13 protein-coding genes are annotated in these 16,270 nt (G+C 37.7%); 5 read left to right on the top strand and 8 right to left on the bottom strand.

Annotated elements, in window-relative coordinates:
- Positions 1-12 precede the first annotated feature (12 nt).
- Complete coding sequence (locus BMZ04_RS07135) at positions 13-825, bottom strand: S1C family serine protease (RefSeq protein WP_093267247.1); 813 nt, start codon at positions 823-825, stop codon at positions 13-15.
- 732 nt (positions 826-1,557) lie between these two features.
- Between BMZ04_RS07135 and BMZ04_RS07140 the strand changes: the two genes are divergently transcribed.
- The 3 genes from BMZ04_RS07140 (at position 1,558) to BMZ04_RS07150 (ending at position 8,759) form a co-directional block, all read left to right on the top strand.
- A complete protein-coding gene (locus tag BMZ04_RS07140) occupies positions 1,558-6,012 on the top strand; it encodes a S8 family peptidase (protein ID WP_093267250.1) in 4,455 nt (1,484 codons plus the stop codon).
- 195 nt (positions 6,013-6,207) lie between these two features.
- A complete protein-coding gene (locus BMZ04_RS22740) occupies positions 6,208-7,674 on the top strand; it encodes a hypothetical protein (RefSeq protein ID WP_255367838.1) in 1,467 nt (488 codons plus the stop codon).
- An 851-nt stretch (positions 7,675-8,525) separates the two neighbouring features.
- Positions 8,526-8,759, top strand: a complete 234-nt coding sequence (locus BMZ04_RS07150; RefSeq protein ID WP_093267252.1) for a hypothetical protein — start codon at positions 8,526-8,528, stop codon at positions 8,757-8,759.
- Positions 8,760-8,786: 27 nt separating this feature from the next.
- Here the strand turns inward: BMZ04_RS07150 and qoxD are convergent, their stop codons facing one another.
- The 6 genes from qoxD to BMZ04_RS07180 all read right to left on the bottom strand — a co-directional run bounded on the left by qoxD (position 8,787) and on the right by BMZ04_RS07180 (position 13,887).
- Entirely contained in the window at positions 8,787-9,068 is a 282-nt protein-coding gene (gene qoxD, locus BMZ04_RS07155; RefSeq protein ID WP_093267254.1) for a cytochrome aa3 quinol oxidase subunit IV, read from the bottom strand.
- 1 nt (position 9,069) lies between these two features.
- On the bottom strand, positions 9,070-9,666 hold the full coding sequence (gene qoxC, locus BMZ04_RS07160; RefSeq protein ID WP_093267257.1) for a cytochrome aa3 quinol oxidase subunit III: 597 nt from the start codon (positions 9,664-9,666) through the stop codon (positions 9,070-9,072).
- Positions 9,663-11,612, bottom strand: a complete 1,950-nt coding sequence (gene qoxB, locus BMZ04_RS07165) for a cytochrome aa3 quinol oxidase subunit I (protein ID WP_093267259.1) — start codon at positions 11,610-11,612, stop codon at positions 9,663-9,665. The genes qoxC and qoxB overlap by 4 nt, the downstream gene beginning before the upstream one ends.
- Positions 11,613-11,667: 55 nt before the next feature.
- Positions 11,668-12,597 carry a cytochrome aa3 quinol oxidase subunit II gene (gene qoxA, locus BMZ04_RS07170; RefSeq protein WP_369802644.1) on the bottom strand — a complete coding sequence of 310 codons (930 nt, stop codon included), beginning with the start codon at positions 12,595-12,597 and terminating at the stop codon, positions 11,668-11,670.
- A gap of 261 nt (positions 12,598-12,858) precedes the next feature.
- Positions 12,859-13,527, bottom strand: coding sequence for a hypothetical protein (locus BMZ04_RS07175; protein ID WP_093267261.1), 669 nt, complete (start codon positions 13,525-13,527; stop codon positions 12,859-12,861).
- 138 nt (positions 13,528-13,665) lie between these two features.
- Positions 13,666-13,887, bottom strand: coding sequence for a small acid-soluble spore protein Tlp (locus tag BMZ04_RS07180; RefSeq protein ID WP_093267262.1), 222 nt, complete (start codon positions 13,885-13,887; stop codon positions 13,666-13,668).
- Positions 13,888-14,065: 178 nt separating this feature from the next.
- Here BMZ04_RS07180 and BMZ04_RS07185 point away from each other — a divergent pair, with 178 nt between their 5' ends.
- Positions 14,066-14,326 (top strand): hypothetical protein, encoded by a 261-nt coding sequence (locus tag BMZ04_RS07185; RefSeq protein ID WP_093267263.1) that lies wholly within the window; start codon positions 14,066-14,068, stop codon positions 14,324-14,326.
- Positions 14,327-14,590: 264 nt separating this feature from the next.
- Here the strand turns inward: BMZ04_RS07185 and BMZ04_RS07190 are convergent, their stop codons facing one another.
- A complete protein-coding gene (locus BMZ04_RS07190; protein ID WP_093267264.1) occupies positions 14,591-15,790 on the bottom strand; it encodes an MFS transporter in 1,200 nt (399 codons plus the stop codon).
- Between the two features lie 193 nt (positions 15,791-15,983).
- Here BMZ04_RS07190 and BMZ04_RS07195 point away from each other — a divergent pair, with 193 nt between their 5' ends.
- Positions 15,984-16,268, top strand: coding sequence for a DUF3219 family protein (locus tag BMZ04_RS07195; protein ID WP_093268058.1), 285 nt, complete (start codon positions 15,984-15,986; stop codon positions 16,266-16,268).
- Positions 16,269-16,270 lie beyond the last annotated feature (2 nt).

The raw sequence follows: 16,270 nt of genomic DNA on the forward strand, positions 1-16,270 counted from the left end.
AATACTCGGTTGTTAATGGGTGATCTTTTCTTGAAGTGATTGATTCTTATAATACTCATCAATCGGCACAAACAGTCCAACTCTGCCATACTCATCATGATCCATTGTAGCAAACACTATGCCAATTACTTGCCCATTATTATCTAAAACTGGGCTGCCGCTATTTCCTCGATAAACCGGTGCTTCCATCATCACAACAGGCACATCCCAATCACTAAGCTGATAGTAATCAATAATAGTTCCTTCATTTGCAATACCGGTAAAGCTTAGCGGATTTCCAATAAAGGAAATGTAATCGCCTTCTACAACGGTTGCTTGTTTGGCAAGCTCTAGATATGGCAAGTTTTCTCCATCTATTTCTAATACAGCAAGATCCACTGATGGATACGTATGCACAACACTCGCTTTAAAACGTCCGTCCTCTGGAAAACCAACAGTTACAGTATCGTTACCTTCAACGACGTGATAGTTTGTTAAAATAGTTCCATCACTGGATATAGAAAAGCCTGTTCCTTTTCCGTCATCTGTTAATACAATAACGACAGACTCTTTATAAAGTGCTATATCTTCTTGTGCAGATAATTTGGCAGACGCTTTTAAAAACTCAATTGCTGGAATCGAATATATTTGAAAGATAACTGCAAACGTATTGACGAATAAAACAGATGCCATTATCCAAAATATCCATCTGGGAAATGGACGCTTCGTTTTACGATTTGTCTTTTCTTGTGCTTCTTTAAGAAGTGCTTCTCTTTGTGCCTCTAACACAAATTCGAGGAACTCTTCATCTACTTCTTCTTCTAAATCTTGTTTAGTTGAATTCATTCACTCACACTCCCTCGTTACTTGTATTATACACAACTGAAAGGGTTCTAGGTTTAAGCCTATTTATAATATATGGTACAAGTTTGGGACTATTTAGAACTCTGTCCAAAATACCTAAGTTATCAATATATAGATAGATTTCTTACTTCTGTTAATAAAACTGCTTTTAATAAAGGTAGTCAAATTTACATATAAAAAAATGCAGTGTTTAGCATTAAGTTTTACATAGAGTGAAAAATAAACCTATTATATAATTCTAAATGATTAATTAAACTAAATAAATTTGAAAAGCCAAATTACCCTCATCTCGTTTAATAGGATTAATTAATTATTTTTCAAAAAAGTAATAAAATTGAAGCTGCCTAACGTAAAAGAGTATTTCTTTATGAAACTAGTAATATCAATATTTATATGCGCTTTATACTTGTTCCACTTTATTAAATTAAGTGACTTCTTACCTACTTATTAAAAGATGTAAAATAGTAAATAACTATTGATTTTGAAAATTGGGATAAATTCCGACTGGGATAGACAAAACTTGCAGTTCGATTCCGCTATAGTGTTATTAACAACAAGAGATTCACGAATGACACCATTGATTCTGTTTACCTAAATGACTGTTTGGGAAAGGGGGAGAAGGTGTTTTTGTATGGTCTTTTTTAGTTGATCAAAAAGACTATTAGCTTTTCGCTAGGTACTAAAATCGTTGGAAAATTCAAAGGAGGAAAGAAAATGGGGAGGAAAAGTAGTTCAGTCAAAGCACTTAGTATTGCTGCATCTTTACTAATGACGTTTTCATTAGTAGCACCGAATGTTGTTAGTGCTGAAACAACGAGTAAGCTTCATCAATCTTTCAGAGATTCAAGCTCGAATACAATTTCCGTGACAGATAAGCTGAGCACTCGATTACTAGAAAATTTCAAAGAAGATGAAAAAGTAACATTCCTGATCAAATTCAAAGAAAAAACCGATTCAGAAGCAGTGGCGGCTGAAGCTCGAAAAAGTGCAGAAGCAGCAAATTTATCAGCACATAATACGAAGCTTATTCAGCGCTCTGCTGTTGTATCTGAACTAAAGGCAACCTCTCTTGAATCGCAACAATCAGTAAAACAATACCTTGAACAGGAAGTAGCTAAGGGGAATGCTGCAGATATTACATCGTATTACATTGTAAATGGAATGGCTGTAACAGCAACAAAAGAGGTTGCTGAAAAAATTGCGACATTCCCTGAAGTTGAAAAAGTTTTACCAAATGAAACACGTCAATTATTTACAACGAAAACAGAAAACGCTGTTGCCCCTAAAGCAGAAGTTGCAAATATTGAGTGGAACATTGAGCGTGTCAAAGCTCCAGACGTTTGGGCTATGGGTATCGATGGGGCAGGAACAGTAGTAGCAAGTATTGATACTGGTGTTCAATGGGATCACCCAGCCTTAAAAGAAAAATACCGTGGCTACAATAAAGCAACCGGACAAGTTTCTCATAACTATAACTGGTTCGATGCAACGACTGCTGGACGGGCTACACCATACGATGATATCGAACATGGTACGCACGTAACAGGAACAATGGTTGGAAGTGAACCAAATGGTGCAAACCAAATTGGTGTAGCACCAGGCGCAAAATATATTGCGGTTAAAGCCTTTTCAGCAGCCGGTGGGACAGACGCTGACCTACTAGAAGCTGCGCAATGGATTTTAGCGCCAACTGACGCAAGTGGAAATGCTCGTGTGGATATGGCTCCAGACGTTGTTAATAACTCTTGGGGTGGCGGTCCTGGTCTTGATGAATGGTACCGTGAAGTTGTAATAAACTGGCGTGCAGCAGAAATTTTCCCTGAATTTTCTGCAGGAAACACAACGCTTACAAACCCGGGTGGAGCGGGGTCTGTAGCAGCACCTGCAAATTATCCTGAGTCATTTGCAACTGGTGCAACTGACATCAATAACAAAGTGGGAAGTTTCTCGCTTCGTGGACCTTCACCATATGCTGAAACCAAACCAGATATATCGGCACCTGGTGTGAACATCCGTTCATCTGTACCGGGTGGAAATTATGAAGGTGGCTGGAACGGGACATCTATGTCAGGACCTGCTGTATCAGGCGTAGCAGCACTTCTTCGCCAAGTTAACGCAAACCTGACAGTCGATGAAATTGAAGAAATTCTTCTTAATACAGCAAATCCATTGACTGACACTCAATATCCAACAACTCCTAACCATGCATATGGATATGGATTAGTTGATGCTTATGAGGCAGTATCTTCCATCGTTACTGGACTTGGAACACTAAAAGGTCAAGTGACACAACAAGGAGACGATAATGAGGCTCCAGTATTCGAACATGCAGCACCTCAAGAAACATATGCAGGAATGGATTTAGAATTGACAATTGCGGTAAGCGATAACATTAGCGTTGCGGCTGTCGCTCTAAACTACAAAGATGCAAATGGTGTATGGCAATCAATCGAAGCTGGACGTAAATCTGGTGACTACAAATCCGGTGAGTATGGTGTAGTGATCCCTGGAGAAATTATCACAGGAAACTCCTTTACTTATAAATGGTCTATTAATGATTTTGGAAATAATGAAGTGAACAGTGAAGAATACGTTGTACAGGTAAAGCCTGGCATAACGGTAGGTTACTCAGAAGATTTTGAATCGACACCTGTTGGCTGGACTTCTTTTGGAGAAGCAAATAGCTGGGAATGGGGTGTACCAACATCAGGTCCAGGAAATGCTGCTTCTGGTGAGAAAGTGTATGCAACAAACTTAGAAGGTAATTACGATAATAGAATGAACGCTACATTAGTAATGCCTCCGATCGATTTGCCGGAAGGGAACTCTTATTTGCAGTTCAAACAATGGCATAACTTTGAGCAATCTTCATCTGGGAGAGCTTGGGATTATGGTCATGTATTTGTATCGACAGATCAAGTAGATTGGACGCAATTACGAATGATTCAAGGAGCATCAAACGGTTGGATTGATGCGGAAGTTGACTTGTCAGCTTATGCTGGACAACGAATTTATATCGGATTCAATGCGTTTTCTGATGGAAGCGTAGTAAGAGAAGGTTGGTATATCGATGATGTAGGACTTGCTGGAGTTTCGCAGACTGGCAAAGTGGCTAAAGGAAAAGATAACAACGGAAATAAAACAAATAGCGTAAACAATAATAACGGAAATAACAAAGAGAATATCGGAAATGGTCAGGATAAAATTGCTAAAAAAGAGGATATTGATCCAACGAAAATCCGTCCTGTATTGCCAGTTAAAGAAGCACCACCAGTAGTAGAAAAAGTTGCGAATCCAACACTTTTACCATTAGGTGCTCAAGTGAGTGTACTAGAATCAGGACGTTCAGTTTATACAAACCCTGCTGATGGTTCTTATTCACTAACTCATGGTGCAGGAACATTCACAGTGAAAGCGGAAGCTTATGGATTCACTTCTGAAAAGCAATCCGTTTCTATTGAAGCAGATGGAACAACAAATGCGAATTTCACATTAGATGAAGTTGCACAGAATACAGTGAGTGGAACAATCACTGATCAATCTACAGGTGAAGGAGTGTCTGGGGCAACTCTCTTACTCGTAGAAGATGCAAATATCGCACCTGTTGAAACGGATGCAACAGGTAATTATTCAATTACAGCGTATGAAGGTGATTACACATTAAAAGTAATTGCGCGTGGCTATCATAGCCAAGAAGTAAGTATTTCAATTGGTTCTGAAGCAATCTCACAAAACATTGCGCTTGAGCCATTCTACACATACCCTGGTGGAGAAATTGGTTATGACGATGGTACTGCTGAAAATGCGCGTGCTTTCAACGCGGCGGGCAATGCTTGGGCAGTGAAAATGTCTCTACCAGAAGGTAAAGAAAATGGAATCGTAACAGATGGTGTATTCCGATTCTGGGATACGGAATGGCCTGTACCTGGTGGAACCGCATTCGCAGTCGAAGTATGGGATGCAACAGCTGATGGGACACCAGGTAAAAAGCTTGCTGGTCCTATCGATGCAACAGCTCTACGTAATGGTCAATGGACTGTTGTAGATTTGACGGAACACAATATCGTGGTGAATGGCGATTTCTTCATGGTATATAGACAAACGTTTGCAAATCCAAACACACCTGGCCTTGCAACAGATGAGAATGGTACAAATGCAGGTAGAAGTTACCAAGGGGTATCCGGCGCTTGGTCACCATCACCGGCAGCTGAAGGAAACTATATGATCCGGGCTCGTGTGAGCTATGAAGTACATGGTCCAGTTATCACTGCACCAACAGCTGACTTAGTCACTAATGAAGCAACCATTTCAGTAGAAGGGACTGCATCACCAACTACTACTATTACATTGAAACAAAATGGTGAAGACGCAGGATCTATTGTGGTAGGTGCAGATGGGAAATTTACAATTCCAACTGAATTAACAGAAGGAATAAATGAGTTTACAGCAGTTTCTAGTCTTGATGGGCGTGTAACAGGTGAATCTGAATCTGTTGCAGTCATTCTAGACACATTGAAACCTGAACTTACAATCGATAGTCCTAAAGATGGAGAAAAAACAAATCGTGAATCAGTAACTGTAGAAGGAACTATTGAAGATGCAAACCTTGACACTGTAAAAGTTAATGGTCAAAATGCAACAGTAGTTGATGGCAAGTACTCTAAACGAGTTCTTCTAGAGAATGGCGCAAACGAAATTAAGGTTGTTGCTAAAGACAAAGCAAATAATAGTGTATCCAAAAAAATTACGGTAATGGCACAATACGATGCACCTGCCATTGAAAATCTAATTCCAGCTGAAGATTTATATTTAGCTACAGGTAAAAGCGTTAAAATTGAATTTGATAGTGCACCTGGATTAAAAGCAACATTTGTTATCCATATGCCACTAACGAATGTGGGTGGTCAAGTTCAAAATGCGACTGAATTACCGATGATGGAACAAGGAAACGGTCATTACGTTGGATATTGGACAGTACCAGCTGAAACTGTAGCAAACGGAGCAGTTCTCGAAGTGAAAGTTGTAGACAGCTTTAACAATGAAACGCGCCAAAAAGCTGATGGTAAATTGTATATCAACGTACCCGCACCATCTGCACAACCATCTGTAGAGCAACCTATAGATGAATTAGTAGAAGCACCGGTAGAATTGAACGTAGAAAAACCATAAAAGAATAATTTCAAAGACTGTCTCAAAGTTCTTTTGAGACAGTTTTTTTATGGTATTCGAATAGTATTTTCGTAGCTTTCGGGGTTAAATTAGAATTTTATAGATGAAACTTTTAACATAAACTTTGTAATACATGATTAAACCTTATATAAACCCGCATATGATAGTTAATAATGAACTTAAATGGGGGGTACAATGGGCGATTATGTAAATACGTTGCAGAATTTTTTGCCGCTAGGGGCTACTGTTCTAGAATTGCAACAACCCCAAAAGAGAGCGGCAATCATGCTTGCTGATATTGACGGGGATCAAGTGGATGAACTAATAGGCGCATATAGGCATGAAGAGCAAAATTATATTGTAATATTAAAAAAACATGATAATCAGTGGCTGCCTTTAAAACATATGAACGGAAAAGGATACGGTATTTCTGATTTAAGAGTAGCACCAGTTACGGAAAATTGGGTCAATACATTAATTATCGGGTGGCAAGTAGACAGCATGCGTTCACAGCTAGACTTATTACAATGGACAAACGGTGGTATTTTAAGATTGCCTACAAATAATATCGTTTATAGCAGATTAGAAGTAGAAGATATGCCTGATCATTACGGGAAAGATGGCCAATATGAACTTGCTATATGGATACATGATACAGGAGATGCTTATAAGGTAGACGTTTACCGTTTCAGTGAAGGGGAGCTAGTACGAGCAAAGGATGTTTATCCATATTACTTTAAAAAAGTGGCGGCTTACTACGAAAAGTTATTGCAAACAAATGACTTTTCATATTACTGGTATTATTTATCAGATGCACAGAGGAAAGCTGGTAATTTAGAACAGAACTTAACTTCCATCGATAAAGCCCTATCGTTTCGTTCACCATACCCGTCAAAAGAACAGTTATTAGATAAAAAACAGCAAGTATTGAGTCGTTTAACACATGCTAGGACTAATGGTCAGACTGTTATTGATAAAAAAAGAGGGGATATCACAGGGGATAGTTTTAGGGAAACTGTTTACTTAACAGGAAGCATGACGGAGAGAAGTTCATATTGGGAAGATATTACGCTTAATATTTTAAATAAGAAAGTAGATTTGTATGAGGGGGTTTCTTTAAAAGAAACTGTTGGTTATAACCCGAGATTATTTCTTGGCGATTTTACTGGAAACGGGCTAGATGACATATTAGTAGTTATCGATACTGGTGAAAGTGAAGGTAATACGATAAAAGCATACTTGTATACCTTTTTAGAAGGGGAAATGCGACAAGTTTTCGATTCGGAAGAATTCAATGAGAGTAATGATTATAAAATAGATTATCAAGACCAATATAAATTAACGATAGTAAGCTCTGTTCCCCAAAAGAAATATACGCTGGATTTAATGTATAAAAATAAGGAATATTTAACGGAAATCTATGGTGAAGATGGAACTTTGAAAGAGCCGATAGAAGGTTGGGTAGAACCGATTAGTGGCCTTTATCCAATTGATTTTGCAGGTGACGATGTGTATGAACTTGTTGCGCTGCAAGAGATTTTGGGTAGATATCATGGAGAAGCCCTAGGATATGTGCAAAATATTTTGAAGTGGAATGGGAGAGAATTTGTAGTAGAACGACAAAGCATCATAATCTTTGGAGAGAAGGTAGATTCAATGTAAGTTGAAAGAAAAGAATTGCTACGAAGTCATTGGCTAAGAAGCAGTTCTTTTTTGTACGCACTATTGGAATAATGCGCATTAATAAGTTTCCGCTAGGATTTCCGCCGGGTGAGCGATAAGCCGTCGCCGACGCTAACGCGTTCGCCTGCGATGTCTTATCTGTCTCATCAGAGGAACGAAGGCTAAGTGCACCACATCAAAAGGAAGGCAATCTAAGTTCGCCGCGTTCTGCGGCAACGATTGCATGACCCACATCCTGTGGGCACAGGCGCCTTCGTGACCAACATCCTGTTGGCCCCCGCTGGAGTCGCCGCCCTTCCGCTACAATCCGGAGAACTTGCTGACTAATTAATATCACTGCACAAAATCCAGTAAATGGTTGAACGAGACAAAATACACTGTGAACGCGACAAACTAGCCTTCGAACACGACAAAGCCCACCCCGAAAGCGACAAACTGACTGCCGAACACGACAAACTTTCTTCTACTTTTGCCGTAGCGCCATAGCTGCTCTAATCTTAAGCGGTATCATATAAGCCGGTATTTGTGCATGACTTCAAATATTGAACTGTTATTGCTAGGAAAGGGTGATAATTCTAGTACTCTATCGAATTAAACTATTGATCAGTCGGCAAGTTCCTTTGATTGAAGCCATGCCCGCGGAAAGCGTCCGCCTGCAGCGGAAATCATAGCTGATACCTAATAGACCGTTTGTTTCGCATTATTCCTACATTACAAGTAAAGCTTATTACTCTCTTTCCTTTGTCAAGAATAAAGTATAGGAAAATCAAATTATATTTGACAATTTTGTGAACAAGGTGAATAATATATAGAAAGAGAGGATGAGTGAAATGGAATCAAACATGAAAATGTTTCATGCTACAAGATACGTAGGAGCGACAGTGCTCACTATTGGAATTGCCATTTTCTTATACGGAGTTTTTGTAAGCGAATACAGTACAATGATAGGCATTGGGATTGGAACAGTCATGGGGGCTGTATTTACCTTCTTAATAGGCATGTTTTTAGTAGCATCTGAAGAAATGATCATTAACTCGAGAAAATGTAAAAAAGAGAGCGCCTAAAAAGACGCTCTCTCCGTGAATTCCTATTTACATATCCCAAACTAGTATTAATAGTGTACCAAAAATGGTGATAAGCGCAATGATTAAACCGTAATATACGTTTAAATATATAGAGTTTTTATCATTGGTCTCACCAGCATGCATGAATACGACTAGCTGAAGACCAGCTTGTATAAATGCAGTAACTAGAAGAATCGTCATCCCAATAGAAAATGACATATCCGTGAAGTAAACCATAAGTGCCACTGCGGTAAGGATCAACGAAAAGACAAAGCCCATTACTTGTTTAACAGGGAATAATTCTTTCATATTACATCATTCCTTTCAAGTAGATGAAGCTAAAGATGAAGATCCAAATGACATCTAGGAAATGCCAATAAAGCGAAAAGATGAAAGATTTATTGGTTGTCTCAGGAGTTAACCCACGCTTTTTAATTTGAATAAGGATAGCTATTCCCCAAAATAATCCAAATGTTACGTGCAATCCATGTGTTCCTAATGTAGTTAACAGAGCGGCAGTAAATGCACTAGTTTGTAGTGTTGCGCCTACATGAATATAGTGAACGAATTCATATATTTCAAAGCCTAAGAATCCAGCACCTAGTAGTAGTGTGATTGAAAAGAAAATCATCATTGCCTTTTTGTTACCTAAACGCATAGCATGAATCCCAAGACCGATAACAAAACTACTTGTTAATAGTAAAATTGTTTCAACTAATACTGGTGTAATTTCAAAGATTTCTGCACCCGAAGGTCCGTTACCAATACGATTTTCTAAAGTGAAATACATAGTGAAAAGTGTTGCGAAAAGCATTATTTCAGCGCCTAGGAAGATCCAAAAACCTAAAATTTTCAAGTTATTCTCTTCCGTACTATATTCAAGCGGAAGCGAGTTATCTATTTTCATTTTTTTGCACCTCGCAATTTTGCTTCAGTTTCTTCAATTTCTTCAACAGAAATATATCGACCATGATCCTTTTCAAACGAACGGTAAACCAAACAACCTAAAATACCGATTAATGTGACGATAGCAAGTGGCCATATGCTAAATACCATTGCAAATCCAAAGACGAAGAAAATACAACCTAGGATAAATGGCCAACCACTATTATTTGGCATATGAATTTTTTCGATTTTACCTTTAAATAATTCATGCCCATTTTTCTTCGCATCCCAAAAAGCTTGAGTTGATGCAACTTGTGGTGTAATAGCAAAGTTATATTCTGGTACTGGAGTATGAGTAGCCCATTCAAGTGAACGTGCATCCCATGGGTCATTACCAATATCTCTTGAAGCATAACGAATACTATAGTAGATATTGTAAACAAGTAAAGCAAAACTGATTGCCATAATTCCCGCACCGATAAATGAAACCATATTCAACATACTAAAACCAGTAGATTCAGAGTATGTGTACATACGACGTGCTTGACCATCTAACCCAGTAATATACATTGGAATAAAGGCTAAGACGAACCCGACTGACATCAACCATGCCGTCCATTTTCCAATTCTCTCATTTAACATGAAACCAAACATTTTTGGCCAATAGAAAGTAAGACCTGCAATCATAGCGTAAACTACTCCTGGAATAATTACGTTATGGAAGTGAGCAACTAAGAACATCGTATTATGATATTGGTAATCAGCAGCTGACATCGCAAGCATAACTCCAGTAACCCCACCTAAAGTAAACAGTGGAATGAAAAGCATGGAATATAACATTGGAGTTGTAAATACAATTTTCCCTTTCCAAAGCGTGAATAGCCAGTTAAATATTTTAACCCCAGTTGGAATAGCTATCGCCATTGTTGTGATAGAGAAAATACTGTTTGTGAATGCACCTTGACCCATTGTAAAGAAATGGTGAGTCCATACTAAAAATGAAAATACTGAAATGACTACCATAGAGGCAACCATTGATTTATAGCCATAAAGATTACGACGTGCAAAGGTAGCGATTATTTCACTATATAGACCGAATGCCGGTAAGATTAAGATATATACTTCAGGATGTCCCCAAACCCAGAACAAGTTAGCCCAAAGCATATCCATACCACCATTATCGGTTGTAAAGAAGTTTGTTCCAAATAATCTATCCATTGTTCCCATTGCAAGAAGTACTGTTAATACAGGGAAAGCAAAAACAACGATTACGTTGGCGATAAATGCAGACCATGTGAACATTGGCATTTTCATTAACTTCATACCAGGTGCTCTCATTTTAAGAATAGTCGTTATAAAGTTAATACCAGATATCATTGTACCCAGACCAGCTATTTGAATAGCGATCATATAATAATTAGTCCCTACGGATGGACTGAATTCATTGTTTGCAAGTGGAAAATAAGAAGTCCAACCTGCATCAGGTGATCCACCTACTATGAATGAGATGTTGAATAACCCCATACCCATAAAGAATAACCAAAAACTTAGTGCATTTAAACGAGGGAATGCCACGTCACGAGCTCCGATTTGTAACGGAATAAGGTAGTTAAAGAAGAACGTGATGAACGGCATAGCCATAAATAGAATCATAACGATTCCGTGTGTTGTGAAAACTTCATTATAATGTTGAGAATCTAGAAATGTGTTATCAGGCATTGAAAGCTGATAACGCATCATTACTGCATCTACTCCTCCGCGGAATAGCATAAGTAGAGCAACGAGTAAATACATAATACCAATTCGTTTATGATCTACTGTGGTGATCCATTCGCGCCAGAGGTATCCCCATTTTTTAAAATAAGTAATACCTAAGACTATTGCTAACATGGTAAGACCAATGCCAACCATGGATGCGTATATTAAAAAGCTTGGATGTGGTACTGCAAAACGATCAAAGAAATCCATACTTTTATAACTCCTTTCGAAAAGCTATTGTTTGTTACGATACTAAAAATTTGTATCAATGATTAGCGTGGTCTGATTCTTCATCAGAATTGCTAGATTCATGATTTTCGTGATCTGATTCTACTTTTGTATGTGATGAATCAGACTCAGTCGAACCATGGTCATGTTCAGGAGCTGGTGAGAATTCTAAATGGGTTCCAGTGTATGTGGAACGTCCAAGATGTCCTGGTTCTAATAATTCATCGAACTTTTCTTCTGTAAGAGGTTCCGCTGTTTCGTGAACTTCTTCGACCCATTCGTCAAACTCAGTTGGAGACATCGCTGTAACTTCAAATGTATTTTTAGCAAATCCCGCACCGCTGAAGTTAGCATTTCTTCCCTGTAACTCACCTGGATTGTCTGCTGCTAAGTGTAAAGTGGTGACCATGTCAGCCATCGCATATTTTTGTCCACCTAGTTGTGGAATCCAAAAACTAGTAATAGGTCCATAGGAATATAGTTTAAATTCAATGGCACGGCCTGCAGGTATATACAAGTAATTAACTGTCTCGATATCCTCCTCAGGATAACTGAAATGCCATTTCCAGTTGGAAGAAGAAGCATAAACAATTAACGGTTTTGTATCCTCATATCCTGCTGGAGTTGCCTCTACCTCGTAGTTACTTTTAACTGATACAAAAGAAAGGAAGATGACGATAATAACTGGAATACCAATACAGATTGCTTCCACAAGTAAACTTCCTTCAATGTGAGGAGGCTCGTAATCGTCACTTTGTTTGGAAGCGCGATATTTAATTAACACGAATACTAAAATAGCAAGTACGACAATTACAATGCCTGACATGAGCCAGATGGATAACATAATATCGTCAGCTTGCGTTTTTGCCTGAGGGCCTTTAGGATCTAATACTAATAATGGTTCACAACCAGTTAGCACAGTGGCTATAGTGAAAATCATTGTAAGTAAAGCCCATTTCACTTTTATTTTCATAGTTGTACCCCTTTCGAATTTGAGTTTATTAAACGTGTACGAAGTGATCCGTATTCCGTTGCCTCTATCATATTTTCATACTCGTATAAAAACAACGTCAAAAAGTAGGCTTCACAAAACGTTCATTTAGATTTCTATATTAATTCAACATTTGTTAACAAAGTTGTAACGAACGTCAAAAAGTTGTCACGCGTATGGATGAATATGTAAATGCGAAAAGAGCTTGGAAACAGTTGTTCCAGGCTCTTTTCGTATTTAAAACCTATGAGGGAATTGCATGATGATTGCATGTGAAATCATATCGGACATCTCCAAAGCTTGCGCTTCTATTTGGTCAAATACTTTAATATCCTCTTGATATTTCTTTTGAATCATTAATACCGCTTCATTTTTTGTTAAAGCCAAATGCGTATAGAACATCTTTTGTACTTCTGTTTTTGTTAAATACGGATTAATACTACTTAGAAAGATTGCGATATCATCTGCATTACGGTACCACTCTTTTTCTTTTTCATCTGCTTTTTTAGAATCGCCTTTAACAGCTGCTGTTACAAGTTGTGCCGCTAGTACTAGATGTTCTTTTATGAGCTCGGTATATCTGTTTGCGAGTTGATCACCGTAAAAAGGACGAATACAATTTCCTAAATCGGTCGCATTTTGTAATAGTCGTTCTTGCACAGTAGGTAGGTCAGGCAAATTAAATACAATACTTGTAATGGTCATTCTGGTCCAATTGACATGCTCTAGCCAAAGAAGCCGGTTCATGCTTTCAAAGTCAACGGCTGCTTTACTCATATAATAGCCTTGTTGGTAATTAGATGAATTGTTTAAAATGTATCGAACGGGTGCAGTGTATTGCGAATATGGGGTTTTATAAACGGGATTATGAGTGGGAGTAGAAAGTTCATTTGAGTGATAGTGCATTCTAAGGACACTCCTTTTATCCTTAGTTTACGTTTGTTCTATTATAAGTGTGAATATTCATTTGTAAAAAAGATAGCCAAATGATCCGAAGATTATTTGGCTATTTTATCATTTATGCCGAGGCTAGCTTGAATGAGGTTAAATATAACCGTTGATTCTTGACTTGGCCTCTGCAAGTATCTCTGCTCGTAAACCATCAATACTTTCTTCACGTCGTTCATTTTTCTTCTTAATGGCTGCAAGTTCTTCTCCATCTGCAAACTCCATTGCCATTTCTGCCGCTTCCTTATTACGGATAGTTTTCTTTAACCTTTCCACGTTCTTAGCTGAATCATTTGGTTCAGGTTCATGAATTGTCATTATTTTTCCTTCCTCCTTTATTCATTGGTTATATCTTTCATCGTTTAGTATTCCCAATACATTCAAAATTATTGAAGGATTAAATTTCAAACTATCAGCTTTCAAACGTATAAAAAGCTGCTATTTTGCCATAGTAAAGAAGTATTGATTTCTAGGAAAAGTGAAGGAGGACTTTGCAATGGAAGATCACACACAAATGAGTTGGAAAGAAGATAATGTCATTGGCCAATTGCATAATTCTGTCGATAATGTCACGCTAGCTGTAGGTCAAGCATTAACCCATCCCTCGGAGCAGTCTATTCAAAACGCACAAAATATGATTGAACGTGCAGAGCGTTCGGTTACAATGGCTCTTGAAAGTAGAGGAGAATTGGGGCCAATCAATATGCTTCAGGAACAATTGAACCAAGATAAAGAGAAATTTAATACAATACATTAAGAAGGAAATGAATAACGCCTATTATGGGGCTGTCCTAAAGTCTATGTTGACGTTTGGGACAGCCCCAGTTTGTTATGGTTTATCCCGTGTTAACGGGCAGTAATACTCCCACTTCAAGATTCCGAGGAAACCAAGGAAAGATAAAAGGGAGATAAACTGCCCGTGAAGGTCCGATTGGTTTAACTAACATTCAGTTAAAGGGTAGGGAAACCTCAACTGAATGAAGTTTCATTTTATCCTGTTCATATGATAGTATGTTTTCGATTAGGATGATTTTTCCTTTTTAGTTTCTAATGTTGCTGTTTTCTTGCTTCCAATTAAATATAACAACAAAATCACAATCATAAAAGCAGCCGAATAACTAAAAGTCATGCCGTATCCAACACTTTTTGCTAAGAATCCAAGTCCTACTGATCCAACCGCCAAACCAAAATCGATAAAAATAAGAAGCATCGAATTGGCTGTTGCTTTTTTCTCGGGTGGAACAAGCGTTAATGCCCAAGCTTGGATAATTGGATGAATTATAGCAAAAGCGATTCCAAATAATACCCCTGAAACGAGAACCATCCACATACTAGTAGAGAAGCCTAATAAGATCAAACCTACTGCTCCTGAAATGGCACCAGGAATAATAAGGATTCTATGACCAAATCGATCGAAAATTTTACCGGAGAAAGCACGAACTAATACCATTGCAATTCCTTGTGCGATAAAAAACTGTGAAATTCTTCCACCAACATTGATCTCTTTTCCAAAAGCACCTATAAAGTTAACTGTTCCTGCAATTGCCATATAATTGAACGCTACTAAAATACATGGAAGAAGAACACGCTTATCGAACATGTACTTATAGAAAGGTTCTTTATTTGTAGCCTGTGGACTTTCCTTTTCTTTTTTAACCGTATTTTTTGTGAAAAGACTACACACAAATGAAAAAGCCATAAGAACCAGAGTTAACATCATCATCGATTTGAATGAATAATTTGCAAGATAAGAAATAGCAATAAGTGGCCCAATTGTAGTCCCAACGCTTGTAGACATTGCGAAAAAAACAATGCCCTCACCTAACCGAGATTTAGGAACAATATTACTTGAGATCGTAAAGACTAAAATCGTAAGCATACTAAATCCAATACCTTGTAGTGCTCGAATGAATATTAAAAACCCGATGGAGTCGTTTACAAAAGTGAGAGCGATTGTTCCTAAAAAATAAATGAGGGAAATAATAAGGAGCAATTTCATATTCACTTTTTGGATAATGACGCTTGCAAAGAAGCGCGTAATTAGTGATGCTGTCATTAAGGTCGTGGTCATTATTCCTGCAATCGCAGGATTATCACTGATGGTTGATACGAAAATTGGGAAACCTGCTGTAATCATATAAAAAGAAGTGAACATAACTAAAGACAATAAGATAATAATTAAATATTGACTTGTCCATAGTTTAACTTTTTGTTTATCCATGTTTTGTAAGACCGCCTTTCAATGGCTATTCATTTTATATCATGATAAATTTATTCTTCCCTTATTTTTAAAAAATATTTAGAGTGGTTTTCAATAAAAGTGTAGAATAATGAAAATGCATACGTAGATGATACACTTATAAAAAGGATTAAATTTGGGGGTGTTTTGCATGGACAAAAAACTAGAAGGTTCTATGGTGAAAGAAATTATACTGGATGACATGTTTATAAAAGTTAATCGCTATAAAAAAGAAAAAGTAAATGATTTACACCTAATTTCGGTTGTTTTTAATGTAACAAGTGAAGATTATCATGATATTGCGACGTTATTATACAGAGGTACATTCGATGTGAAAGTACCAGAGCAAGATTTACGTTTTAGAGGAAGCATACATCAGTATTCAACTTCGATTACGAATTTATACGAAAAAGGGCAAGTTGGAGAGTATAAACTGAGCTTACTGGAAGTGTTGAACTAAGA

The sequence above is a fragment of the Psychrobacillus sp. OK032 genome (genome assembly GCF_900111345.1).
Classification (GTDB): domain Bacteria; phylum Bacillota; class Bacilli; order Bacillales_A; family Planococcaceae; genus Psychrobacillus.

Bases quoted from the DNA above. Each gene is read 5' to 3' on its own strand.
- BMZ04_RS07140 (WP_093267250.1), top strand. From the start codon at position 1,558: ATGGGGAGGAAAAGTAGTTCAGTCAAAGCACTTAGTATTGCTGCATCT.
- BMZ04_RS07135 (WP_093267247.1), bottom strand. From the start codon at position 825: ATGAATTCAACTAAACAAGATTTAGAAGAAGAAGTAGATGAAGAGTTC.
- qoxD (WP_093267254.1), bottom strand. From the start codon at position 9,068: ATGAAAGAATTATTCCCTGTTAAACAAGTAATGGGCTTTGTCTTTTCG.
- qoxB (WP_093267259.1), bottom strand. From the start codon at position 11,612: ATGGATTTCTTTGATCGTTTTGCAGTACCACATCCAAGCTTTTTAATA.
- BMZ04_RS22740 (WP_255367838.1), top strand. From the start codon at position 6,208: ATGGGCGATTATGTAAATACGTTGCAGAATTTTTTGCCGCTAGGGGCT.
- BMZ04_RS07185 (WP_093267263.1), top strand. From the start codon at position 14,066: ATGGAAGATCACACACAAATGAGTTGGAAAGAAGATAATGTCATTGGC.
- BMZ04_RS07150 (WP_093267252.1), top strand. From the start codon at position 8,526: ATGGAATCAAACATGAAAATGTTTCATGCTACAAGATACGTAGGAGCG.
- BMZ04_RS07190 (WP_093267264.1), bottom strand. From the start codon at position 15,790: ATGGATAAACAAAAAGTTAAACTATGGACAAGTCAATATTTAATTATT.
- BMZ04_RS07180 (WP_093267262.1), bottom strand. From the start codon at position 13,887: ATGACAATTCATGAACCTGAACCAAATGATTCAGCTAAGAACGTGGAA.
- qoxC (WP_093267257.1), bottom strand. From the start codon at position 9,666: ATGAAAATAGATAACTCGCTTCCGCTTGAATATAGTACGGAAGAGAAT.
- BMZ04_RS07195 (WP_093268058.1), top strand. From the start codon at position 15,984: ATGGTGAAAGAAATTATACTGGATGACATGTTTATAAAAGTTAATCGC.
- BMZ04_RS07175 (WP_093267261.1), bottom strand. From the start codon at position 13,527: ATGCACTATCACTCAAATGAACTTTCTACTCCCACTCATAATCCCGTT.